The 22,255-nt window shown below is 72.1% G+C and carries 22 protein-coding genes; 16 read left to right on the top strand and 6 right to left on the bottom strand.

What is annotated here, in order from left to right:
• The first annotated feature begins 21 nt into the window (after nt 1-21).
• From ACIHCX_RS22275 to ACIHCX_RS22265, 3 genes are read left to right on the top strand one after another with little or no spacing between them, the layout of a single operon-like run.
• On the top strand, nt 22-1,320 hold the full coding sequence (locus ACIHCX_RS22275) for a segregation/condensation protein A (protein ID WP_400031998.1): 1,299 nt from the start codon (nt 22-24) through the stop codon (nt 1,318-1,320).
• Nucleotides 1,317-1,991, top strand: coding sequence for an SMC-Scp complex subunit ScpB (gene scpB, locus ACIHCX_RS22270; protein WP_400031996.1), 675 nt, complete (start codon nt 1,317-1,319; stop codon nt 1,989-1,991). Before ACIHCX_RS22275 ends, scpB begins: the two co-directional genes overlap by 4 nt.
• Entirely contained in the window at nt 1,991-3,052 is a 1,062-nt protein-coding gene (locus ACIHCX_RS22265) for a pseudouridine synthase (RefSeq protein WP_400031994.1), read from the top strand. The genes scpB and ACIHCX_RS22265 overlap by 1 nt, the downstream gene beginning before the upstream one ends.
• A 114-nt stretch (nt 3,053-3,166) precedes the next feature.
• Here the strand turns inward: ACIHCX_RS22265 and ACIHCX_RS22260 are convergent, their stop codons facing one another.
• Nucleotides 3,167-3,622, bottom strand: a complete 456-nt coding sequence (locus ACIHCX_RS22260; RefSeq protein ID WP_400031992.1) for a Rieske 2Fe-2S domain-containing protein — start codon at nt 3,620-3,622, stop codon at nt 3,167-3,169.
• Nucleotides 3,623-3,839: 217 nt separating this feature from the next.
• Here ACIHCX_RS22260 and aroH point away from each other — a divergent pair, with 217 nt between their 5' ends.
• The 5 genes from aroH to der all read left to right on the top strand — a co-directional run bounded on the left by aroH (nt 3,840) and on the right by der (nt 8,332).
• Entirely contained in the window at nt 3,840-4,202 is a 363-nt protein-coding gene (gene aroH, locus ACIHCX_RS22255; RefSeq protein ID WP_376549081.1) for a chorismate mutase, read from the top strand.
• Nucleotides 4,199-5,284 carry a prephenate dehydrogenase gene (locus ACIHCX_RS22250; RefSeq protein ID WP_400031990.1) on the top strand — a complete coding sequence of 362 codons (1,086 nt, stop codon included), beginning with the start codon at nt 4,199-4,201 and terminating at the stop codon, nt 5,282-5,284. The genes aroH and ACIHCX_RS22250 overlap by 4 nt, the downstream gene beginning before the upstream one ends.
• Nucleotides 5,285-5,373: 89 nt before the next feature.
• A complete protein-coding gene (gene cmk, locus ACIHCX_RS22245; RefSeq protein WP_400031988.1) occupies nt 5,374-6,069 on the top strand; it encodes a (d)CMP kinase in 696 nt (231 codons plus the stop codon).
• On the top strand, nt 6,066-6,734 hold the full coding sequence (locus tag ACIHCX_RS22240) for a lysophospholipid acyltransferase family protein (protein ID WP_400031986.1): 669 nt from the start codon (nt 6,066-6,068) through the stop codon (nt 6,732-6,734). The genes cmk and ACIHCX_RS22240 overlap by 4 nt, the downstream gene beginning before the upstream one ends.
• A gap of 113 nt (nt 6,735-6,847) precedes the next feature.
• Nucleotides 6,848-8,332 (top strand): ribosome biogenesis GTPase Der, encoded by a 1,485-nt coding sequence (gene der / locus ACIHCX_RS22235; RefSeq protein WP_400031984.1) that lies wholly within the window; start codon nt 6,848-6,850, stop codon nt 8,330-8,332.
• A 92-nt stretch (nt 8,333-8,424) separates the two neighbouring features.
• Here der and ACIHCX_RS22230 read toward each other — a convergent pair whose 3' ends face one another.
• Together ACIHCX_RS22230 and ACIHCX_RS22225 are read right to left on the bottom strand one after the other, a co-directional pair.
• The gene (locus ACIHCX_RS22230; protein WP_400031982.1) at nt 8,425-8,838 is read right to left on the bottom strand and encodes a hypothetical protein; all 414 of its coding nucleotides are present in this window, start codon (nt 8,836-8,838) and stop codon (nt 8,425-8,427) included.
• A gap of 37 nt (nt 8,839-8,875) precedes the next feature.
• Entirely contained in the window at nt 8,876-9,709 is an 834-nt protein-coding gene (locus ACIHCX_RS22225; RefSeq protein WP_400031980.1) for a hypothetical protein, read from the bottom strand.
• 564 nt (nt 9,710-10,273) lie between these two features.
• On the opposite strand from ACIHCX_RS22225, the gene ACIHCX_RS22220 reads away from it, so the two are divergent.
• On the top strand, nt 10,274-10,489 hold the full coding sequence (locus ACIHCX_RS22220) for an I78 family peptidase inhibitor (RefSeq protein WP_400031978.1): 216 nt from the start codon (nt 10,274-10,276) through the stop codon (nt 10,487-10,489).
• Nucleotides 10,490-10,527: 38 nt separating this feature from the next.
• On the opposite strand, the gene ACIHCX_RS22215 is transcribed toward ACIHCX_RS22220, so the two are convergent.
• On the bottom strand, nt 10,528-11,565 hold the full coding sequence (locus ACIHCX_RS22215) for a phosphatase PAP2 family protein (RefSeq protein WP_400031976.1): 1,038 nt from the start codon (nt 11,563-11,565) through the stop codon (nt 10,528-10,530).
• A 235-nt stretch (nt 11,566-11,800) separates the two neighbouring features.
• Nucleotides 11,801-13,003, bottom strand: coding sequence for a mannosyltransferase family protein (locus ACIHCX_RS22210; RefSeq protein WP_400031974.1), 1,203 nt, complete (start codon nt 13,001-13,003; stop codon nt 11,801-11,803).
• A 316-nt stretch (nt 13,004-13,319) separates the two neighbouring features.
• Here ACIHCX_RS22210 and ACIHCX_RS22205 point away from each other — a divergent pair, with 316 nt between their 5' ends.
• A complete protein-coding gene (locus tag ACIHCX_RS22205; RefSeq protein WP_400031972.1) occupies nt 13,320-14,915 on the top strand; it encodes an MFS transporter in 1,596 nt (531 codons plus the stop codon).
• A gap of 140 nt (nt 14,916-15,055) precedes the next feature.
• Nucleotides 15,056-16,249, top strand: a complete 1,194-nt coding sequence (locus ACIHCX_RS22200; protein ID WP_400031970.1) for an acyl-CoA dehydrogenase family protein — start codon at nt 15,056-15,058, stop codon at nt 16,247-16,249.
• 36 nt (nt 16,250-16,285) lie between these two features.
• Here the strand turns inward: ACIHCX_RS22200 and ACIHCX_RS22195 are convergent, their stop codons facing one another.
• Nucleotides 16,286-16,723, bottom strand: a complete 438-nt coding sequence (locus ACIHCX_RS22195) for a cell division protein SepF (protein WP_400031968.1) — start codon at nt 16,721-16,723, stop codon at nt 16,286-16,288.
• 290 nt (nt 16,724-17,013) lie between these two features.
• On the opposite strand from ACIHCX_RS22195, the gene ACIHCX_RS22190 reads away from it, so the two are divergent.
• The 5 genes from ACIHCX_RS22190 (at nt 17,014) to ACIHCX_RS22170 (ending at nt 22,172) form a co-directional block, all read left to right on the top strand.
• Nucleotides 17,014-18,234, top strand: coding sequence for a DUF5685 family protein (locus tag ACIHCX_RS22190; protein WP_400032071.1), 1,221 nt, complete (start codon nt 17,014-17,016; stop codon nt 18,232-18,234).
• Between the two features lie 190 nt (nt 18,235-18,424).
• Entirely contained in the window at nt 18,425-18,664 is a 240-nt protein-coding gene (locus ACIHCX_RS22185; protein ID WP_400031966.1) for a hypothetical protein, read from the top strand.
• Between the two features lie 270 nt (nt 18,665-18,934).
• The gene (locus ACIHCX_RS22180; protein WP_400031964.1) at nt 18,935-19,843 is read left to right on the top strand and encodes a S1 family peptidase; all 909 of its coding nucleotides are present in this window, start codon (nt 18,935-18,937) and stop codon (nt 19,841-19,843) included.
• Nucleotides 19,844-20,009: 166 nt separating this feature from the next.
• Complete coding sequence (locus ACIHCX_RS22175) at nt 20,010-20,846, top strand: slipin family protein (protein WP_400031962.1); 837 nt, start codon at nt 20,010-20,012, stop codon at nt 20,844-20,846.
• Nucleotides 20,847-21,092: 246 nt separating this feature from the next.
• Nucleotides 21,093-22,172 carry a S1 family peptidase gene (locus tag ACIHCX_RS22170; RefSeq protein ID WP_400031960.1) on the top strand — a complete coding sequence of 360 codons (1,080 nt, stop codon included), beginning with the start codon at nt 21,093-21,095 and terminating at the stop codon, nt 22,170-22,172.
• Nucleotides 22,173-22,255 lie beyond the last annotated feature (83 nt).

The following is a 22,255-nucleotide window of genomic DNA, read 5'->3' as shown; positions in this document are numbered from 1 at the left end:
AAGCGGTAGCCTGCGACGGCCATGACCTCGAACGACGCTCCCACCCCCACCGGCCGCAGACGTACCCTCGGCCGCGGCCCGGGAACGGCATCCCCACCCCCGGCTCACTCACCCGCCCCGCCGGTTTCGCCCGCGCCCCGGGACGAGCGTCCCGAACCGCCGACCGTGCCCGCGGAGCCCGTGCCCGCATCCGGGGACGCCGCGCAGCCTTCCCGGCGGTCGACGCCGGCTCCTGAGCCTTCGGCGGATCTCCCCGCGAACGGCCCGCCGGGCCCGGCCGCCGAGCAGCCGGCCGAGCCGGCGATCGACGTCTCCGAGGGCGGGGCGGCCGAGCCGGACGGCTCGACCGTGCCCCCTGCCGGTTCTGGCGCGGAGGCCGCGCGAGCGGCCGGCGCTGTCGCGCAACCGGCGGGCGCAGACGGTTCCGGGGACGGGGTGTTCACGGTTCGGCTGGCCAACTTCGAGGGGCCCTTCGACCTGCTGCTCCAGCTGATCTCGAAGCACAAGCTCGACGTCACCGAGGTGGCCCTGTCCAAGGTCACCGACGAGTTCATGGCGTACATCCGGGCCATGGGGCCCGACTGGGACCTGGACCGGACGACCGAGTTCCTGGTCGTGGCCGCCACCCTGCTCGACCTCAAGACGGCCCGGCTGCTGCCCGCGGCCGAGGTGGAGGACGAGGCCGACCTCGCGCTCCTCGAAGCACGCGACCTGCTGTTCGCACGGCTGCTCCAGTACCGCGCGTACAAGCAGATCGCCGACATCTTCAGCCGCCGGCTGGACGAGGAGGGCCGGCGCCACCCCCGTACCGTCGGGCTGGAACCCCACCACGCCGAACTGCTGCCCGAGGTCGTCATCGGCATCGGCGCGGCACGCTTCGCCGAACTCGCGGTCAAGGCGATGCAGCCCAGGCCCACGCCGCAGGTGTACGTCGACCATATCCACGCGCCGCTGGTCAGCGTGCGGGAGCAGGCGGGGATCGTGATCGCCCGGCTGCGGGAACTGGGTGCGGCCGACTTCCGGGACCTGGTGGCGGACACCGACGACACGCTCACCGTCGTGGCCCGCTTCCTGGCCCTCCTCGAGCTGTACCGCGAGAAGGCCGTGGCCCTGGACCAGGAGACCGCCCTCGGCGAGCTGACCGTGCGCTGGACCGGCGGTGACGGGGACGGGACGCCCACGGTGACGGACGAGTTCGACCGTCCGCCCGAGGTGCCAGAGGTGCCCGAGGAGCACGAGGAGTCCAAGGAGCCGGAGGACACCGAGCAGCCCGAGCAGCCCGAGCAGCCCGAGCAGGAGGAGCAGGAGGAGAAAGCGTGAGCGAGGAGACCACCGACCCGTCCGCGGGCCCGACCACCGTCGCCGGCCTCGACCTCAAGCCGGCCCTGGAGGCCGTCCTCATGGTCGTGGACGAGCCCGCGACCGAGGAGCACCTGGCGAAGATCCTCGAGCGGCCCCGCCGGCAGATCGCGGACGCGTTGCGCGAACTGGCCGACGAGTACACCGTGCAGAAACGCGGCTTCGAGCTGCGGCTGATCGCCGGCGGCTGGCGTTTCTCCACCCGCCCCGAGTACGCGGCCGCCGTCGAGGGCTTCGTCCTGGACGGCCAGCACGCCCGGCTCACCCAGGCCGCCCTGGAGACCCTCGCCGTGGTCGCCTACCGCCAGCCGGTCAGCCGCAGCCGCGTCTCGGCCGTCCGCGGAGTCAACTGCGACGGCGTCATGCGCACCCTGCTCCAGCGCGGTCTGGTCGAGGAGGCGGGCGCGGAACCCGAAACAGGTGCGATCCTGTACAGGACGACGAACTACTTCCTGGAGCGGATGGGCCTGCGCGGTCTGGACGAGCTCCCGGAGCTCGCGCCCTTCCTCCCGGAGGCGGAGGCGATCGAGGCCGAGACCCAGGAGGGCGTACCGTCGTTCGACCCGGACGCTCCCGATGACGCGCCGGGCGCAGACGGCGACCACACGACGAACACGACGACGGAACTTTGATGCGAAGCAGCGGCAGCGGCAAAAACGGCGGGCGCGGCAACCACCGCGGTGCCGGCAACAACAGGGACGAGCGGCAGGGGCAGGGCCGCCCCCGCAAGCCCCGACCCGAGGAGCGCCGCTACGACGTCGGCCCCGGTGCGACGAAGGACGGCCCCAAGGCAGGGCGCGGCGGAGCCGCGCGCGGTGGCGCCAAGGGCGGCCCCAGGCAGCCCCAGCAGGGCGGCCGTACGGCTCCGGCCCGCTCCCGCGAGTACGAGACGCGGATGGAGGAGCGCAACCGCGAGCGGTACGCCGACAAGAAGGACGTCAAGCTGCCCAAGACCTTCCCGGGCGCCGAGCAGGAGGGCGAGCGGCTGCAGAAGGTGCTCGCCCGCGCGGGATACGGTTCGCGGCGCGCCTGCGAGGAGCTGATCGAGCAGGCCCGGGTCGAGATCAACGGCGAGATCGTCCTGGAGCAGGGCCGCCGGGTCGACCCGGAGAAGGACGAGGTCAAGGTCGACGGGCTGACCGTGGCCACGCAGTCGTACCAGTTCTTCTCGCTGAACAAGCCCGCCGGTGTCGTCTCCACCATGGAGGACCCGGAGGGCCGCCAGTGCCTCGGTGACTACGTCACCAACCGCGAGACGCGTCTCTTCCACGTCGGCCGCCTCGACACCGAGACCGAGGGCGTGATCCTGCTCACCAACCACGGCGAGCTGGCGCATCGGCTGACCCACCCGAAGTACGGCGTGCGCAAGACCTATCTCGCGCACATCGTCGGCCCCATCCCGCGCGACCTGGGCAAGAAGCTCAAGGACGGCATCCAGCTGGAGGACGGCTACGCGCGCGCGGACCACTTCCGGGTCGTCGAGCAGACCGGCAAGAACTACCTCGTGGAGGTCACCCTCCACGAGGGCCGCAAGCACATCGTGCGCCGCATGCTCGCGGAGGCGGGTTTCCCGGTCGACAAGCTGGTGCGCACCGCCTTCGGCCCCATCACCCTGGGCGACCAGAAGTCGGGCTGGCTGCGCCGCCTGTCGAACACCGAGGTCGGCATGCTGATGAACGAGGTCGACCTCTAGGACCGGACGTCTCCCGGGTAGGGCCGGACGTCTCCCGGGCAGGCCGACGCGTGGCGGACACGGCGCAGGAAGTCCGCCACGCGTCGGTGATCGGGCTCCGCGGGGAGCGGATCCTCACAGCAGGTGGATGGAACTGCCCTCCACCTTGATCTGCTTGGCGGCCAGCGGGGTGACCGCCGGTCCGCGGGCCACCGAGCCGTCGGCGATGCGGAAACCGCTGCCGTGGCAGGGGCATTCGATCGTGCCGCCGGCGACCTTGCTCACCGTGCAGCCCTGATGCGTGCAGATCGCCGAGAAGGCCTTGAACTCGCCCTTCGTCGGCTGGGTGACCACGACCTCCTGCTGGGGGAAGACCTTGCCCCCGCCTTCCGGGATGTCGGTCGTGCTCGCCAGCTTGGGACCGGTGGCGGTCCCCTCCATGGTGTGGGTGGGCGACGCCCCCGAGGGGGGAGTCGTCCCCGTGGCGGGTGACGCCTCGGAGGTGCTGCTGCCGTTGGTGCCGCAGCCCGCCGCCACGAGCGCCACCGCGCTCGTGGCGAGAACCGTGCGCCGCGTCGAGCCCTGGGTCATGTCATCACTCCGGGGGTTCCGGGGGGAGGGAAGAGCTCCGAGCGGAGCAGCAGCATCCTCGCATCGAATACGGTGAAGTCGAAGCAAATCCGAGCAGCACGCGATAAACCACCCATTTCACACGCTGTCTCAGGGGGCGGGCGCCACCCACCCGTCCCACACGGTCTGACTAGGCTGGACGTCCGAGACCCGATTCACCTCAGCAAGGAGCAGCGCCGTGGCGGTACGAGCGGTCCGGGGAGCCGTCCAACTGGAACGGGACGAGGCCGGCCACATGGACGAGCAGGTCGGGGCCCTGCTCACCGCCGTCCTGGAACGGAACGGCCTGACCGCCGACGACCTGATCAGCATCTGGTTCACGGCCACCCCCGATCTGCACAGCGACTTCCCGGCCGCCGCGGCCCGCAAGCTCGGCATCGTCGACGTGCCGCTGATCTGCGCCCAGGAACTGGACATCGAGGGCGCCATGCCCCGTGTCGTCCGCGTCCTCGCGCACATCGAGTCCGACCGGCCGCGCGCCGAGATCGCGCACGTCTACCTCGGCGCGGCGGCCGCCCTGCGCAAGGACATCGCCCAGTGAGAAGCGCACTCGTGATCGGCACCGGGCTGATCGGTACCTCCGCCGCCCTGGCCCTCGCCCGGCGCGGGGTGGTCGTGCACCTCGTCGACCACGACCCGGAGCAGGCCCGCACGGCGGCGGCGCTCGGCGCCGGCACGGAGGAGGCCCCGGACGGCCCGGTCGACCTCGCCCTCGTCGCCGCGCCGCCGGCGCATGTGGCAGAGGTGCTCGCCGACGTCATGCGCCGGGGCGCGGCCCGCGGCTACCTGGACGTGGCCAGCGTCAAGGGCGGCCCGCGCCGCGAGCTGGAGTCGATGGGCCTGGACCTGACCGGCTACATCGGCACGCACCCCATGTCGGGCCGCGAGAAGTCGGGTCCGCTGGCGGCGAGCGCCGACCTCTTCGAGGGCCGCCCCTGGGTGCTCACCCCCACCCGGGACACCGACACCGAGGTCCTCAACCTCGCCCTGGAGCTCGTCTCGCACTGCCGGGCGGTCCCGGTCGTCATGGACGCCGACGCCCACGACCGGGCCGTGGCCCTCGTCTCCCACATGCCCCACCTGGTCTCCAGCCTGGTCGCCGCGCGCCTGAAGAACGCCGAGGAGACGGCCGTACGGCTGTGCGGGCAGGGCATCAGGGACGTGACCCGGATCGCGGCCTCCGACCCGCGGATGTGGATCGACATCCTGTCCGCCAACCCGGGGCCGGTCGCCGACCTGCTCTCCGACATCTCCACCGACCTGGAGGAGGCCGTGCAGGCCCTGCGCGCCCTCCAGTCCTCCGACGAGGCCAAGCGCCGCGAGGGCGCCGCCGGCATCGAGGACGTGCTGCGGCGCGGCAACGCCGGCCAGGTCCGGGTCCCCGGCAAGCACGGGTCCGCGCCGCGGGTGTACGAGGTCGTCGCGGTCCTCATCGACGACCAGCCCGGCCAACTGGCCCGCATCTTCGCGGACGCGGGGCTGGCCGGGGTCAACATCGAGGACGTGCGCATCGAGCACGCCACCGGGCAGCAGGCGGGTCTGGTGCAGCTCATGGTCGAGCCGAAGGCGGCACCGGTCCTCGCCTCCGCGCTGCGGGAACGGGGCTGGGCCATCCGCCAGTAAGAGGGCCTCCGGGAAGCCAGTAACCTTGTGCGGGGCGCCCTCGCGTCCCGCACACCACCCACCACCCTTCACCAGGAAGGTGCCCCGCTGTGGAAAACGGCGCCGCCCGGACCGCCCAGCCCGTGATTGTCGCCATCGACGGCCCCTCCGGCACGGGCAAGTCGAGCACATCGAAGGCCGTGGCCGCGCAGCTCGGCCTGAGCTACCTGGACACCGGGGCCCAGTACCGGGCGATCACCTGGTGGATGGTGACCAACGGGATCGACCTGGAGGACCCCACCGCGATCGCCGCGGTGGCCGGCAAGCCCGAGATCGTCTCCGGCACCGACCCCGCCCACCCGACGATCACCGTCGACGGCGTGGACGTGGCCGGTCCGATCCGCACCCAGGAGGTCACCGCCAAGGTCAGCGCGGTCAGCGCCGTGCCGGAGGTGCGGACCCGGATCACCGAGCTCCAGCGCTCGCTGGCCGTGGCCGCCGAGACCGGGATGGTCGTCGAGGGCCGCGACATCGGCACCACCGTGCTGCCCGACGCCGACCTGAAGATCTTCCTCACGGCCTCCCCGGAGGCCCGCGCCGCCCGGCGCAGCGGCGAACTCAAGGGCACCGACGTCCACGCCACCCGCGAGGCACTGATCAAGCGGGACGCGGCCGACTCCAGCCGCAAGACCTCCCCGCTGGCCAAGGCCGGCGACGCGGTCGAGGTGGACACCACCGAGTTGACGCTGGCACAGGTCATCGAGTGCGTGGTCACCCTCGTCGAGGAGAAGCGAGCCGCGAAGTGAGCCGTCCGCCGGAGCCCGGGGCGGGCCCTCCGTCGGAGCGCGGAGCCGACGTCGGCCGGCGGATCGGCGTCGGGCTGATGTACGGGCTGTGGCGCCCGCGTGTGCTGGGTGCCTGGAAGGTGCCCGCCACCGGCCCGGTGATCCTCGCGGTCAACCACGCGCACAACGTCGACGGCCCGATGGTCATGGGCGTGGCACCCCGGCCGGTGCACTTCCTGATCAAGAAGGAGGCGTTCGTCGGCGCGCTCGGCTCCTTCCTGACCGGCATCGGCCAGCTCCAGGTGGACCGGCACTCCGCGGACCGTTCGGCGATCACGCGGGCGCTCGGCGTCCTGAAGCAGGGCGGCGTCCTCGGGATCTTCCCCGAGGGCACCCGGGGCGACGGCGACTTCGCCTCGCTGCGGGCCGGGCTCGCCTACTTCGCGGTCCGCAGCGGCGCCCCGATCGTCCCGGTGGCCGTGCTGGGAAGTTCCGAGCGGCGCGGACGGTTGATAAAGGGGCTGCCTCCGCTGCGCCACCGGGTCGACGTCGTCTTCGGCGACCCGTTCGAGGCGGGCGACGACGGCGGCCGGCGCACGCGCCGGGCCCTGGACGAGGCGACCGAGCGCATCCAGAAGCAGCTCACCGACCACCTGGAAAACGCCCGGCGACTGACCGGGCGCTAGGGCCTCTCCGGCGGGATCCGCCGGACGGGCCCTGGACGACACTTGAGTAGTGGATCACCGCGAACCGGTGGTGGTCCACCGACCACCACGATGAACGACGAGGTACGGACTTCATGAACGACGACATCCAGCCCGACGGCTCGGCAGAGCACGAGTACGAGCACGGGGCGCTCGGCGACGCCGAGTACGCGGAGTTCATGGAGCTCGCCGCGGTAGAGGGCTTCGACATCGAGGACGTCGAGGGCGCCATCGAGGCCGCCGGACACGGCCCGCTGCCCGTCCTCGCCGTCGTCGGCCGCCCCAATGTCGGCAAGTCGACTCTGGTGAACCGCATCATCGGCCGCCGCGAGGCGGTCGTCGAGGACAAGCCGGGCGTCACCCGCGACCGCGTCACCTACGAGGCCGAGTGGGCGGGCCGCCGCTTCAAGGTCGTCGACACCGGCGGCTGGGAGCAGGACGTCCTCGGTATCGACGCCTCCGTGGCCGCGCAGGCCGAGTACGCCATCGAGGCCGCCGACGCGGTGGTCTTCGTCGTCGACGCCAAGGTCGGCGCCACCGACACCGACGAGGCCGTCGTGCGGCTCCTGCGCAAGGCGGGCAAGCCCGTCGTGCTGTGCGCAAACAAGGTGGACGGCCAGAGCGGCGAGGCGGACGCCACGTACCTGTGGTCGCTCGGCCTCGGCGAGCCGCACCCGGTCTCGGCCCTGCACGGCCGCGGCACCGGCGACATGCTGGACCGCGTCCTGGAGGCGCTGCCCGAGGCGCCGCGCGAGACGTTCGGCGGGGGCGGCATCGGCGGCCCGCGCCGGGTGGCCCTGATCGGCCGCCCGAACGTCGGCAAGTCCTCGCTGCTGAACAAGGTGGCCGGCGAGGAGCGCGTCGTCGTCAACGAACTGGCCGGCACCACCCGCGACCCGGTCGACGAGCTGATCGAACTGGGCGGAAAGACCTGGAAGTTCGTCGACACGGCCGGCATCCGCAAGCGTGTCCACCTCCAGCAGGGCGCCGACTACTACGCCTCGCTGCGCACCGCGGCCGCCGTCGAGAAGGCCGAGGTCGCCGTCATCCTGATCGACGCCTCCGAGTCCATCTCGGTGCAGGACCAGCGGATCATCACCATGGCCGTGGAGGCGGGCCGCGCGCTCGTCATCGCCTACAACAAGTGGGACACCCTCGACGAGGAGCGCCGCTACTACCTGGAACGGGAGATCGAGACCGAGCTCGCGCAGGTCACGTGGGCCCCGCGCGTCAACGTCTCGGCGCAGACCGGGCGGCACGTGGAGAAGCTGGTCCCGGCGATCGAGACCGCGCTGGCGGGCTGGGAGACCCGGGTGCCGACCGGCCGTCTGAACGCCTTCCTCGGCGAGCTGGTCGCCGCCCACCCGCACCCGATCCGGGGCGGCAAGCAGCCGCGCATCCTGTTCGGCACCCAGGCCGGCACCAAGCCGCCGCGGTTCGTGCTGTTCGCCTCCGGGTTCATCGAGGCCGGCTACCGGCGGTTCATCGAGCGACGGCTGCGCGAGGAGTTCGGCTTCGAGGGCACGCCGATCCACATCTCGGTGCGGGTGCGGGAGAAGCGCGGCGCGAAGAAGAAGTAGAGGAAGTAGAAGAAGGAGCAGACGGAGCGGAGACGGCGAAGGGGCGGCCCGGAACCTTGGGTTCCAGGGCCGCCCCTTCGCCGTGGACCGGATCAGATCCCGCGGCGCGGAGCGGGTGGCAGGGCCGCCGGAACGTGGTGCGTCCCGCTCTCCTGCCGCCCGATCGTCCCGACCCGCTGCCACTGCGACTGCTGCCGTCCCGTGACATGGCGGGTGCTGTAGGCCCCCAGACTGTAGGCGCCGTACACGGTGGAGCCCGTGTCGTGCGGCAGGTTCCCGAAGGCTACGAAGCCCAGATCCTCCTCGCCGCTGCGGTCGCCGGGCAGGGTCCGGTAGGACTTGACGTACTCGGCGTAGAGCGCGTCGTAGATCGGCGTGGCCGATGGACCGCCGTGATAGTCCTGGGGCGCCCGCGGCGGGGGTACCTCCCTGCCCGAGCGCAGTCGAGAACTTGGGGGAGGGGGCGGCGGGTAGGACTGGCGGCGGGGAACGTCATATGCGTGCACGTATCTCCAAACGACCCCGAACCGGAAGAGATGCGGCTCAGGTCCCGGCGAGCGGCAGCGTCGCCGCGACCAGCCTGCCACCCGCCGCGGCCTTGTCCAGCGCGTCCCGCAGCAGGTCCTCCCGCGGCTGCCGGCCGATGGACCCGACCGGCGCGGCGAACATGATCACCTGCTGGTGCTTGTTGGCGGCCGCCCGCCAGCCGTCGGTGACCTGGAGCGGCTGGTGCGCCTGCCACCAGGCCACCGGCTGGCCGCCGCCTGCCTGGGGCTGGAGGACGGCGTGCAGCTGGCCCATGGCGAGCAGCACCGACCAGCCGTGCAGCACGGGCGGTACGGCGGCGAGTTCGGTCACCGGGACATACCCCTGCTCGACGAGCAGGAGCAGGAACTCGTCGCTGGTGCCCAGGGAGCCGGGACGCGCGATGGGCGCGGTCGGCTCGACGACCAGGGCGGGGTGCAACTCACCGCTGATCAGGACGAGTCCGCTGGTCACTCCGAGCACGGCCTGCTCCGGCACCACCTTCTGGGGCACGGCCTGCTCGGCCGCGCTCCACTGGGGCGGGGTCTGCTCCGGGACCCTGCCGGGGGGGTTCGTGTCCGCGTTGATGGAGCGGACCGCACCCCGCAGCTGCTCCTCGGTGACCTGGACGACCTGCGAGGGCAGGCAGGTGGCGTGGGCGAAGGCGAGGACGGCGGTCTCGTCCCCGACGAACAGGACGGTGCTGGTGCGCTCCAGTGCGGAGTCGCCGGGGGTGCGGCAGGACGTGCAGTCGTAACTGCCCGGGGCGTTCTGTCCGGCGAGCAGCCGGTCGGCTTCTTCGTCGCCGATCTCGGCGCGTACGGCGTCGCTGACGTCGAGCATGCGCGGCACGGGTGGCTCCCTCGGGATGCGGTGCGTGGCGGAGCCGGGTGGCTCCCGGCCCATGAGCCGGGAGGGACCCGGCTCATGAAGAAGACAACGGGTGATCTGCGGCGTGAGTCACGCCCTCCGGCGAACGGAATCGAACCGTTCCGTGCACGACGGCGGCTCTCGCCGGGGAGGCGCTGCCCGCCCCGCCCGGTCCGCCGTCCGGGCGGGGCCCGGTCGCCGTCCGGCGGGGGCTCACTTCAGCAGCGGGACGGCGGAATTCCCCTGCCGCGTCAGATCCCGGGGAACGCCCGCGGATTCGGAATGCGAGGGCGTCCCGGTGAGGTTCGGAAACGCTTCTCACGGCGCATTCCGCCGGATATCTCCGGGGGCTGTCCCGGCCGTTGGGAATTGTGTTCGTAGGGCTGCGGAAGAGGGACGGATCCGCCCGTCCGTGTGACGGAGCGAGACCGCATGCCGGGCCCGGGCCTGTGACAGAAGTGTGACAGGAGGGGGCGCGGCGAACCGGAGTGACCCACGTGCCGGGGTGGGCTTTCCCTGCCGCCGGACGGCGCCTAGCGTGGCGGTATGGCACCGATTCCCACTCCGCCGGCGGAACCCCACGACAACCCCGACGCGTACGTCGGCCTCGAGGCCCCACAGGCCGAACGGCTCGCGCGTGAACGGGGCTGGAGCACGGTCAGGTCACTGCCGCCGGGCGCGATCATCACCATGGAGTACCGGTTCGGACGGCTGAACTTCGAGGTCAGGGAAGGCCGCGTGGTGCGGGCCTGGAAGGGCTGAACCGCCGCGGGCGCTCCGGGTGCCGCGGCGGCCCGTCGTCAACTGCCCGTCAGGGGGCGGGCCGCCGGGGCCGTGCCGCGCGGGACGCGGTCGGGGTGCGGCGGTCTGCGGCTGCCGGCCGGGGTGCCCGGTGTGCGCTCCGGGCGGTTCGTGTACCGCCCGGGGGTGAGGTGGCCCGACGTGCGGGACGTGCGTCCGGCGCCGACCGTCTCGCGGGCCGCCGGCGCCTCGTCCGAGGCGGAGGCGCGCGGGGTGAGCACGACGGGGGCGCCGACCGGCGCGGCGGGGGCGGGCGCGGGTACCGGTGTCCGGCGGCCGCGACGGGCGCGCCAGCGGTCGCGCAGGTCGAACAGGGTGACCTCGACCCGGGCGATCAGCGGCTCGAACCACGGCAGTGCCAGCAGGATCAGCAATCCCGCGGCCCAGCCGAGGAGCACGTCGCTCAGCCAGTGCGTCCCCAGGTAGACCGTGGTCAGACCGACGCCGAGCGCCGTCACCGCGGACAGCGCCGACAGCCAGCGGCGCGCTCTCGGGGTGGAGGCCAGATAGGCCAGGATGCCCCAGGTCACCACGGCGTTGGCGGTGTGGCCGCTGGGGAATATATCGCCGCCCAGGCCCATCTCGTTCGAGCCGATGACGGTCGCGTAGTGCGGACCCAGGCGCCCCATGCCGATCTTCGCTGCGCCGACCGTGACGTTGAGCAGCAGCAGCGAGGTGGCGAGGGTCAGCAGCGGGCGCAGCGTGTGCTGCCGCCACGAGCGCCAGCCCAGCCACGCGGCGACCATCACGGCGGTGGGGCCGCGCTGGCCGAGCACCACGTAGTAGTCGAGGAACGCGTGGATCTGCGGCCACTGCTGGTACGGCCGGAAGAACATGACCTGCCAGTCGAGCCGGACCAGCCACGAGGTGGTGATCACCGCCCAGACGATCGACAGGTAGAAGGCCAGGGTCGCCGAGAAGAGCACGAACCGGTGGCGGCTCATGCGCGGCGTGTCGATGTGCGCCGGCCGCTGCGGCTCACGGTCCAGCCTGGCGAACACCCGGTCCAGGCGGGTGAGGGTTCGTTCGGTACGCACCCAATCGACGTTACAGCGAGTGAGGTGTGTTCCCTGACGAAGCACGTGATTTGTGATGACGACGTGATGTGGGATTGCTCTCAACGGGGCTTTATATCCGCGGAATCCGCAATCACGGTCGAACCCCGTCCCGCATTTCCTTTGATCATTCCGGTGGACGCTTATGCGGTTCTTATGAATGTGTTAGCCGCACACCCGGATGGAATTCCGTGCCCCCTCGGCCGGTCGGGGCCGGTCACGGGGGGCCTGAGCCGTTCAGCCAGAACGCCCCGTAGAGCGCCGAGGCCACCGCGACGCCGCCCACCACCAGCGCCGACCGGGCCACGTGCCGGCGGGCGAGGGCCGACGCGAGCGGCAGCAGCAGCGGGAAGGCGGGCAGCAGCAGACGCGGCTTGGAGCCGAAGTAGCTCGACGCGCACAGGGCGAGCGCGGTCACGACCCCCGAGTACACCAGCAGTGCGAGCGGCTGCCGCTGCCGTACGCCGATGACGTACAGCCAGATCACCCCGGCGGTCCCGGCGATCAGCCCTGCCCCGGCGAGGGCCGAGGGGAAGGAGGTGAACTTGTCGGCGACGAAGCGGGCGAAGGCGTATCCGCCGTCGAAGCCGTTGCGCCAGCCGGCCTGGACGTCGAGATAGCCGAAAGGGCCCTTGCCGGTGCGGTGTCCGACCCACAGGACGTAACCGGCGGCGCCGAGCGGGGCGAGCGCCATGCCGAGCAGACGGCGGGCGGTGGCCTGCCCGGTGACGGCCGGGGCGCGAAGGGCGTCCCGTGCGCCGTCCGCCGCCGTCGCGCTCCGCTCTCCCACGAACGAGGCAAGGGCCGCCGCCCACACCGCCGCGACCACCGCGAGACCCACCGGCCGGGTCAGTCCCGCCAGCAGGGCCAGGATGCCCGCCGTCACCCAGCGGCCGGTGAGCACGGCGTACAGCGCCCAGGCGGCGAGCGCCGTGAACAGCGACTCGCTGTAGGCCATCGACTGCACGATCCCGACCGGCAGCACCGCCCACAGCAGCGCGGCCCCGATGCCGACCTCGCGGCCGTACACGTGATCGGCCACCGCGAAGATTCCCCAGGCCGCGGCGAGCGAGGCCACCAGGCTGACGGCGAAGCCCGCGTCGGCGTACGACAGCGGGCCGATCGCGGCCAGTAGCCGCTCCAGCCAGGGCAGCAGCGGGAAGAAGGCCAGGTTCGAGTGCACGTCCCCGTTCGGCAGGCGTACCTCGTATCCGTAGCCGAGCCCGGCCACGCCGGTGTACCAGAGCGCGTCCCAGCGGGCGGTCAGCAGGGTGTACCAGTGCTTGCCGTGTCCGGCGCTCCACAGCGCCAGGACGATCAGGCCCGTGGCGCGCACGGAGGCGTACCCGAGAAGTGCCGGGGCGGCCCGGCGCAGGGCCCCGGCACGTGCCACCGTCACGCGCGTCGCAAGATCGCTCACGGACTCGATTATCGGCGCTGCCGGGAACCGGACCGGCCACCGGGGCGCGCGCCGAGGGGGTGTCCGGGGGGACGCCAGGGGGACGCCCGGGGGATTCCGGGGAAACTCGGGGGGCGGGGGAGTGGCGTACGCCACACCGGTTGATCGCGTGCACTGAGAGGTGGGCCACGCGGCATTCGGGCGAATGAGCGTACCCTGACGTGTCACTCGCATGCCGTCGCGCAGGTCGGGGGCCACCGCTCCGCCCCGGCCGGGTCGCGGGGAGTCCCCACCCCGCGGGTCGCCGCACGCGAGGGCTCATCTGGGAGGTACGTACATGTCCGGGACGACCGCGGCCACCGACCGGCTGCGCCGTCGGGCGGCCGGGGCCAACCGCTGGGTCGTCCTGATCGTCCTCTGCACGAGCCTGCTGCTGGTGGCGGTGGACGCGACCGTGCTGCACGTGGCGGTGCCCGCGGTCACCGAGGATCTCAGGCCCGGCGCCATCGAACTGCTCTGGATCGTCGACACCTATCCCCTCGTCTGTGCCTCGCTGCTGATCCTGTTCGGCACGCTCGGCGACCGGGTGGGGCGCAGACGGATCCTGCTGCTGGGTTACGCCCTCTTCGGCATCGCCTCCGCCGTGGCGGCCTTCGCCCCGACCCCCCAGATGCTGATCTTCGCGCGGGGGCTGCTCGGCGTCGGCGGCGCCATGATCATGCCCGCCACGCTGTCGCTCCTGCGGCAGGTGTTCCCGGACCGGCGCGAGCGGGCGCTGGCGATCGGGGTCTGGAGCGCGGTCGCCGCGGTGGGCGCGGCGGTCGGGCCGCTGCTCGGCGGCTTCCTGCTCGAGCACTTCTGGTGGGGGTCGGTCTTCCTCGTCAACATCCCGCTGATGCTGGTCAGTCTGCCGGTGGGCCGGCTGCTGCTGCCCGAGTCGACCGGCGACCGGGACGGGCCCTGGGACGTGGTCGGGGCGTTGCTGGCGGCGGCCGGACTGTTCGGTGTGGTGCTGGGCGTGAAGCGGCTCGGCGGCGGGGAGCCGGTGCTGAGCGTGCTCACCGTGGGGCCGCTGGTGGTCGGCGCGGTGCTGCTGGTGATGTTCGTACGGCGGCAGCGGTGGCGGACGCATCCCCTCGTGGACCTCAGGATGTTCGCGCGTCCGGCGTTCAGCACGTCGGTGGGCTGCATCGTGCTGGCCATGCTGGCGCTGGTCGGGCTGGAACTGATCGCGGCGCAGTACCTGCAACTGGTGCTCGGTCTGTCGCCGCTCGCCACGGGGCTGCGGCTGCTGCCGCTGACGTTCGCCGCGATGGCGGCCGGGCTGGCCGGGGCGCGGATGCTGCGCCGGTTCGGGCCGCGGCGGATGGTGTGCTTCGGGTTCTGCCTGACCGCCGCCGCGGTGGTGGTGCTCACGGCGATGGGCGGGCGCGACAACCCGGGACTGCTCCTCACCGGCTTCGCGCTGCTCGGCTTCGGCCTGGAGACGACGCTGTTCGGGGCGTACGAGTCGATGCTGAGCGAGGCACCGGCGGCGCAGGCGGGCGGAGCGGCGGCGATCGGCGAGACGTCGTACCAGCTGGGCGCGGGGATGGGCATCGCCCTGCTGGGCACGGTGATGAACGCGGCCTACGCGCCCGGGCTCGCCGATGTGCCGGGGGTGCCGGCGAAGGCGTCCGGAGCGGCGGCGAACTCGCTGGGGGAGGCGTACGGGGTCGCCGAACAGCTCGGCGGGCCGGTCGGGGCCGCGCTGCGGCGGGCGGCCCGGGACGCCTTCGTGCACGGACTGCACGTCACGCTGCTGGTGAGCGCGGGGCTGTTGCTGCTGGGGGCGGTGATGGCGCTGCGGCTGCCGCGGGTGATGCACTGCGAGGAGCCGGCGGTCGAACTGCCCGCGCAGCGGGAGGCCGAGCGGCCCCGCGTCTCGGCCTGAGTGCCCCTCCGCTCCGGTCCCGTAGCGGTGCCGCGGCAGAGGAGCACGCTGGACGTGGGCGGCTCCACGTCGTAACGTCTGGCCGGAGTCGTGTAACTAGCGGTGCTAGGTTTCAGTTGCCGTCGCCGGAGGGTGTCCTCATGTCCTCGCAGTCGTCCCCGTTGCCCCCCTTCGATCCCGCCGACCCGCTCGGGATCGACGACCTGCTGGACGCGGAGGACCTGGCCGTCCGCGACACCATGCGGCAGTGGGCCGCCGACCGCGTCCTGCCGCATGTCGCCGAGTGGTACGAGAAGGGCGAGCTGCCCGTCATCCGGGAACTGGCCCGCGAACTGGGCGGCATCGGCGCTCTCGGCATGTCCCTGACCGGATACGGCTGCGCGGGCGCCACCGCCGTCCAGTACGGGCTCGCCTGTCTGGAGCTGGAGGCCGCCGACTCCGGCATCAGGTCCCTGGTCTCGGTGCAGGGCTCGCTCGCCATGTACGCCATCCACCGGTTCGGAAGCGAGGAGCAGAAGCAGAGGTGGCTGCCGCCCATGGCCGCCGGCGAGGTGATCGGCTGCTTCGGGCTCACCGAGCCCGACCACGGCTCCGACCCCGCCTCCATGCGCACCCACGCCAAGCGCGACGGCACCGACTGGGTCCTCAACGGCCGCAAGATGTGGATCACCAACGGCTCCGTGGCCGGCGTCGCCGTCGTCTGGGCGCAGACCGAGGACGGCATCCGCGGTTTCCTCGTGCCGTCCGGCACCCCCGGGTTCTCCGCCCCGGAGATCAAGCACAAGTGGTCCCTGCGGGCAAGCGTCACCAGCGAGCTGGTCCTGGACGACGTACGGCTGCCCGCCGACGCCGTACTACCAACGGCCACCGGTCTGCGCGGACCGCTCGGCTGCCTGTCCCACGCCCGCTACGGCATCGTCTGGGGTGCCATGGGAGCTGCCCGCTCCAGCTTCCAGGCCGCCCTCGACTACGCGACGACGCGCGAACAGTTCGGCAAGCCCATCGGCGGCTTCCAGCTGACCCAGGCCAAGCTCGCCGACATGGCGGTCGAACTGCACAAGGGGATTCTGCTCGCCCACCACCTGGGGCGGCGCATGGACGCCGGCCGCCTGCGTCCCGAGCAGGTCAGCTTCGGCAAGCTCAACAACGTGCGCGAGGCAATGGACATCTGCCGCACGGCGCGAACGATCCTCGGGGCGAACGGGATCTCCCTGGAGTACCCCGTGATGCGGCACGCGACCAACCTCGAGTCGGTGCTCACCTACGAGGGCACCGTCGAGATGCACCAGCTCGTGCTGGGCAAGGCGCTCACCGGGCTCGACGCCTTCCGGTGAGCCCCGGACGGGGCAGGGCCGGTGTACGGCCCTGCCTCAGCTCTGGTTGAAGAACCCGTCCGAGCGATGCACCGCCGGGTCCCCGTTGACGATCTCGGTGTCGGCCGGGGACAGCAGGAACACCCGGGTGGAGACGCGGTCGATGGAACCGCGCAGACCGAAGACGAGCCCGGCCGCGAAGTCGACCACGCGCTTGGCGTCGGAGGCTTCCATGGCCGTCAGGTTCATGATGACGGGCACGCCCTCCCGGTACAGCTCGCCGATGGCGCGGGCGTCCCGGAAGCTGTCCGGTGTCACCGTGCCGATCCGGCGGCCCCTGTCCTCTGCCGTGTCCGTCGCCACCTTCACCCGGGGGTCGGTGACCCAGGCGTCCCCGGACTCGGTCCCCTCCGTGTAGTCGTCGTCGTAGTAGCGCTCGTCATCGTTGTCGTCGACGAGGCCGAGCCACGCACTCGCCTTGCGCACCGATCCCATGGACGCCTCCTTTCACAGCGGTCTTTTCTGCATTCCGCATCCCTATGGTCATCCATGATGCTGACAACGTGCCAAGCGAACAGGCGCCGCACGGGGGGTTTGTGACGGTACTGGTGCACGACGAATACGTCGAGAGCCCGTGTGCCCCAAGGGTTCTGCGCTACACGGCTGCTGACTGAGAGTGAAATATGATTGTCCTCGGCACATGGGTGATGCACGGTGCGTACGGGTGAACGAAGGGGTCGATACGATGCCGCGACTCAACGTTCAGCACACCAAGGGGGATGGTCGTGTTCGGAATCGTCAGGCCCTGCCGTCACCGCCTCGGGGAAGGACTCGGAGCCCAGTGGATGGCCCATTTGTGCGGGCTGTGCCTGGCTCTGCGCGGTGACCACGGACAGTTCGCGCGGATCGTGACGAACTACGACGGGCTGCTGCTCTCGGTCCTGACGGAGGCTCAGGCGGAACGCACGGGCGGGGCCGACGGCTTGCGGCGGACCGCCGGGCCGTGTCCGCTGCGCGGCATGCGCACCGCGTCCGTCGCCCTGGGGGAGGGTCCGCGGCTCGCGGCAGCCGTCTCCCTGGTGCTGGCCTCGGCCAAGGTGCGCGACCATGTCGCCGACGGTGACGGACTGCTGGCGCGCCGGCCGGTGGCTCTCGCTGCGCGCCGGGTCGCCGACCGCTGGAGCCGGGCGGGCGCCAGGACCGGGGCCGGTGTCGGATTCGACACCGCCGTCCTTCTGGACGCGGTGGACCGGCAGACCGGCGTCGAGGCGATCGCCGGCCCCGGGACGCCGATCCTGGCCGTCACCGAGCCGACCGAGACCGCGACCGCCGCGGCCTTCGCGTACACCGCGGTCCTCGCCGGACGGCCGGGCAACGCCGCCCCGCTCGCCGAGGCCGGGCGCCTGTTCGGGCGGCTCGCGCACCTTCTGGACGCCGTGGAGGACCGCGCGTCCGACGCCGCCACCGGCGCCTGGAACCCGCTCGCCGCCACCCGGACGCCGCTCGGCGAGGCGCGCCGGCTCGCCGACGACGCGGTGCACGGCATCCGGCTCGCCCTGCGCGAGGCGGAGTTCGGCGACGGGCGGCTCGTCCATCGACTGCTCGTGCACGAACTGCCGCGCTCCGTCGACCGCGCCTTCGGTACCGACTCCTGCGGGCACACGCCCGAGGGGGCGTTCGGACCGCCGCAGGGGCCGTACGCCCCGCAGAGCCCGTACACCCCGCAGGCTCCGTACGACCCGAACGCCCCCCACACCGGGGGCGGTGAGCCGCCGCGGCCCCGCGGGCGCGGGTTCTGGGCCGGGTGCGCGGTGGCCGTCGGGCTGTGCTGCACCTGCAAGGTGTGCTGTGCCAACGAGTTCGAGGGGCCGTGGTCGGGCAGGAAGCGCTCGGGCTGCTGCAACTGCGACTGCTCGTGCTGCGAAGGGTGCGACTGCTGCGACGGCTGCGAGTGTTGCTGTGACGGCTGCGACTGCTGTGACGGCTGCTCGTGCTGCGACTGCTGACCGCGGCCGGCCGCCCGCGGGTCACGGGTCCGGACGGGGTGCGGGTGGCGGGGTTTGGCCGCCGGGCCGCGTATGGAAGGGCTCATCTCATGAGGGACCTGTCCGATCAGTGCAAGCAGGGCCGTGGGCCCCGTACCGTGGCGGTGGCCGCGTTTCCGTCCCGCCCGCCCGGACCGACGGGTGCGGGCCCGTGGACTATCCGGAGCGTCGAGTTCCGGACATCTGTCGGGCCTGGACGATCGCGGGCGGGGCGGTCGTGACCGCCACCGCCGAGGCGGGCGAACCGACCGTCGGCGGGCGGCCTTTCGGCGGCGGGGTGCGACCCGCCGCCGGATCCGGCGCGGCGTGGGCCTCCCGGGTCGACCTGGGAGAGTGCCCGGCCGGACGGCGCCGCGAGGGCATAGGGGGCGCGGGGGTCACGACGTCGTGACGGCGGCCGGAGAGCACGGCCCGCCCCGGGGTCGTCCTCCCACTGTTGACCACATGTCAATTCGACCTGATCGCGCATAGTTCACTCGAATCGCTCATGGTCGCACGGCCGAAAGGCACCCTTGCGCCGACCGGTCGTTCGGCCGAATACTCCCCCACAGCGCTTGTCAGGGGCACGGCATGTTCGGAATCCGAACGGCCGTCCTCTGACTGCGCCTCACGGGCCCCGACCCCACGCGGGCCCCCAACTTCCTTTGTGGAGGAACGTAAAGTGAGGATCAAGCGCACCACCCCCCGCGGCGGCATGACGAGACGGACTCGGCTGATCGCCATTGCCTCCGGCTTCGTGGCCGCAGCCGCGTTCGCGGTCCCCAGCGCGAACGCGTCCGACGCCCCCACCACCTTCAGCGCGGCGCAGCTCACCACCGCGAGCGACTCCGTGCTCAAGGCCGACATCCCGGGCACCGCCTGGGCCGTCGACAGCAAGACCAACCGGGTCGTCGTCACCGTCGACAGCACGGTCTCCCAGGCCGACATCGCCCGGATCCAGCGGCAGGCGGGGAACAACTCCGGCGCCCTGACCATCAAGCACACCCCCGGGAAGTTCAACAAGCTGATCTCCGGCGGCGACGCCATCTATGCGAGTAGCTGGCGCTGCTCGCTGGGCTTCAACGTCAAGGACAACAGCGGCAACTCCTACTTCCTGACCGCCGGTCACTGCACCGACGGTGCGGGCACCTGGTGGGCGAACTCCTCCGGCTCGACCGTGCTCGGTACCACCGCCGGCTCCTCCTTCCCCGGCCACGACTACGGCATCGTGCGCTACACCAACTCCTCGGTGGCCCACCCGAGCGCCGTCGGCAGCGTGAACATCACCAGCGCGGCCACGCCGTCCGTCGGCACCACCGTCTACCGGCGCGGCTCGACCACCGGCATCCACAGCGGCCAGGTCACGGGGCTCAACGCGACGGTCAACTACGGCAACGGCGAGATCGTCAACGGCCTCATCCAGACCACGGTCTGCGCCGAGCCCGGTGACTCCGGCGGCTCGCTCTACTCCAACAGCGGCATCGCCTACGGTCTGACCTCCGGTGGCAGCGGCAACTGCTCCTCCGGCGGCACGACCTTCTTCCAGCCGGTCACCGCCGCGCTGAGCGCGTACGGGGTCCACATCGGCTGATCTCCCCCCGTGCCGGGCCGTGATGTGCGCGGCCCGGCGCCCGTCCCGCGCTCGACAGCGAAGCCCCCGTACGCAACCGGCGTGCGGGGGCTCGCCCTTGGGCGCGGCGCGGGTTACGGTCGAAGGACCGTGAGCCGGCGCGCCCGTGCCGGATTGGGGGGCCGTGATGGTCGAGGAACTGGTGACGGCGGGGGTGGCGCTCGCGTCCGTCGGAGCGGTGGGCCTGATGGCGGCGGCGCGGGTCGTCAAGCAGTACGAGCGGGGCGTGGTGTTCCGCCTCGGCAGACTGCGCCCGCAGGTGCGCGGACCCGGGTTCACGCTGGTCGTCCCGTTCGTGGACCGGCTCCACAAGGTCAACATGCAGATCGTGACCATGCCCGTGCCGGCGCAGGAGGGCATCACCCGGGACAATGTGACGGTGCGTGTGGACGCCGTCGTCTACTTCAAGGTGACCTCGCCCGCCGAGGCACTGGTCCAGGTGGAGGACTACCGCTTCGCGGTCTCGCAGATGGCGCAGACCTCGCTGCGGTCCATCATCGGCAAGAGCGAGCTGGACGATCTGCTGTCCGACCGCGAGAAGCTGAACGAGGGTCTGGAGCTGATGATCGACAGCCCGGCCGTGGAATGGGGCGTCACCATCGACCGGGTGGAGATCAAGGACGTCTCCCTGCCCGAGACGATGAAGCGGTCCATGGCCCGGCAGGCGGAGGCCGACCGGGACCGGCGGGCGCGGGTCATCAACGCGGACGCGGAGTTCCAGGCGTCCAAGAAGCTGGCCGAGGCGGCCCAGCAGATGGCGGACACGCCCGCGGCGCTGCAGCTGCGCCTGCTCCAGACGGTGACGGCGGTCGCCGCCGAGAAGAACTCCACCCTGGTCCTGCCCTTCCCGGTCGAGCTGCTGCGGTTCCTGGAGAGGGCGCAGCAGCAACTGCCCGCGCCGGCCCCGGCGTCCGAGCCCCGGGGGGATGCCGAGCCCGAGGGGTCGAGTTCGAGCCAGGGCTAGAGAGGGGAACGCGGGCCGGACATCCGCACAGGGTGTTTGCGCTGTGAATGTTGCGTGAACGGCCCCGCGGTGACCTTGGTCGACGGGCCGATACGCAGGGGGAGTACGTCCGTTGAGGTACACACGTCCAGAAGTCGACCTTGTGTGCTGCCGGGGGCATCGGAATAGTGGGCGCCGTTCCACCGCCTTTCGGCTCGTCGGGTCCCCACTACCCATCGGGCCGATCCCCCCACAGGAGGACGACAGTTGAAGCACCGACGCATACCCGGACGCCGTGCGGCCGTGGCGGGAGCGGGCGTCGCCGCCCTGCTCGTCGCGGGATTCACCTTCCAGAGTGCGAACGCCAGTGAACCCGCGAAGACCCCCGAGGCCCGGACCCTTTCGGCTGTGGCGGCCGGAAAGCTCGCCTCGACACTCGTGCGGGACCTCGGCGCCGACGCCGCGGGCACGTACTACGACGCCGAGACGAAGAGCCTCGTGGTGAACGTGCTCGACGCGAGCAGCGCCGAGACCGTCGAGCGGGCGGGCGCCACGGCGAGAGTCGTGGGCAACTCCCTCACCGAACTGGCCGGCGCCCGCGCCGCGCTGGAGAAGGACGCGGCCATCCCCGGCACCTCGTGGGCGACGGACCCCGTGACCAACAAGGTCGTCGTCACCGCCGACAGCACGGTCTCCGCGGCCGAGTGGACCACCCTGAGCAAGGTCGTCGACGGGCTCGGCGAGAAGGCCGAACTCACGCGGTCGAAGGGGGAGTTCAAGCCCTTCGTCGCGGGCGGTGACGCGATCACCGGATCCGGCGGCCGCTGCTCGCTCGGCTTCAACGTGGTCAAGGACGGCCAGCCGTACTTCCTCACCGCGGGCCACTGCACGGCGGCGATCTCCACCTGGTCGGACGCCTCCGGCACGGTGATCGGCCAGAACGAGCGGTCCAGCTTCCCGGGCAACGACTTCGGTCTGGTCAGGTACACCGCGAGCGTCGACCACCCGAGCGCGGTGAACCTCTACAACGGCTCGACGCAGGCGATCACCAGGGCGGGCGCGGCGACCGTCGGCGAGAGGGTGACCCGCAGCGGCTCGACGACCCAGGTGCACAGCGGCACGGTCACCGGTCTGAACGCCACCGTGAACTACGCCGAGGGCACGGTCAGCGGTCTGATCCAGACCGACGTGTGCGCCGAGCCCGGTGACAGCGGCGGCTCCCTGTTCGACGGCGACACCGCGATCGGCCTCACCTCCGGTGGCAGCGGTGACTGCACCTCGGGCGGTGTGACCTTCTTCCAGCCGGTCACCGAGGCCCTCTCGGCGACCGGCGCCCAGATCGGCTGACCCCGGCCCCGGCCTCCCCACGGCCGACGAAGGCCCCGCCCCCCGAGTCCGGAGGCGGGGCTTTCGCATGGCCGTCACGCCCC

The organism is Streptomyces sp. NPDC052043, from assembly GCF_044548235.1.
Classification (GTDB): Bacteria; Actinomycetota; Actinomycetes; order Streptomycetales; family Streptomycetaceae; genus Streptomyces.
This window is presented reverse-complemented; position numbering and strand designations above follow the sequence as displayed.

Excerpts from the sequence above, each read along its gene's own strand:
- ACIHCX_RS22275 (WP_400031998.1), top strand. The coding sequence starts at position 22 with ATGACCTCGAACGACGCTCCCACCCCCACCGGCCGCAGACGTACCCTC.
- ACIHCX_RS22265 (WP_400031994.1), top strand. The coding sequence starts at position 1,991 with ATGCGAAGCAGCGGCAGCGGCAAAAACGGCGGGCGCGGCAACCACCGC.
- ACIHCX_RS22260 (WP_400031992.1), bottom strand. The coding sequence starts at position 3,622 with ATGACCCAGGGCTCGACGCGGCGCACGGTTCTCGCCACGAGCGCGGTG.
- der (WP_400031984.1), top strand. The coding sequence starts at position 6,848 with ATGAACGACGACATCCAGCCCGACGGCTCGGCAGAGCACGAGTACGAG.
- ACIHCX_RS22220 (WP_400031978.1), top strand. The coding sequence starts at position 10,274 with ATGGCACCGATTCCCACTCCGCCGGCGGAACCCCACGACAACCCCGAC.
- ACIHCX_RS22205 (WP_400031972.1), top strand. The coding sequence starts at position 13,320 with ATGTCCGGGACGACCGCGGCCACCGACCGGCTGCGCCGTCGGGCGGCC.
- ACIHCX_RS22200 (WP_400031970.1), top strand. The coding sequence starts at position 15,056 with ATGTCCTCGCAGTCGTCCCCGTTGCCCCCCTTCGATCCCGCCGACCCG.
- ACIHCX_RS22195 (WP_400031968.1), bottom strand. The coding sequence starts at position 16,723 with ATGGGATCGGTGCGCAAGGCGAGTGCGTGGCTCGGCCTCGTCGACGAC.
- ACIHCX_RS22175 (WP_400031962.1), top strand. The coding sequence starts at position 20,010 with ATGGTCGAGGAACTGGTGACGGCGGGGGTGGCGCTCGCGTCCGTCGGA.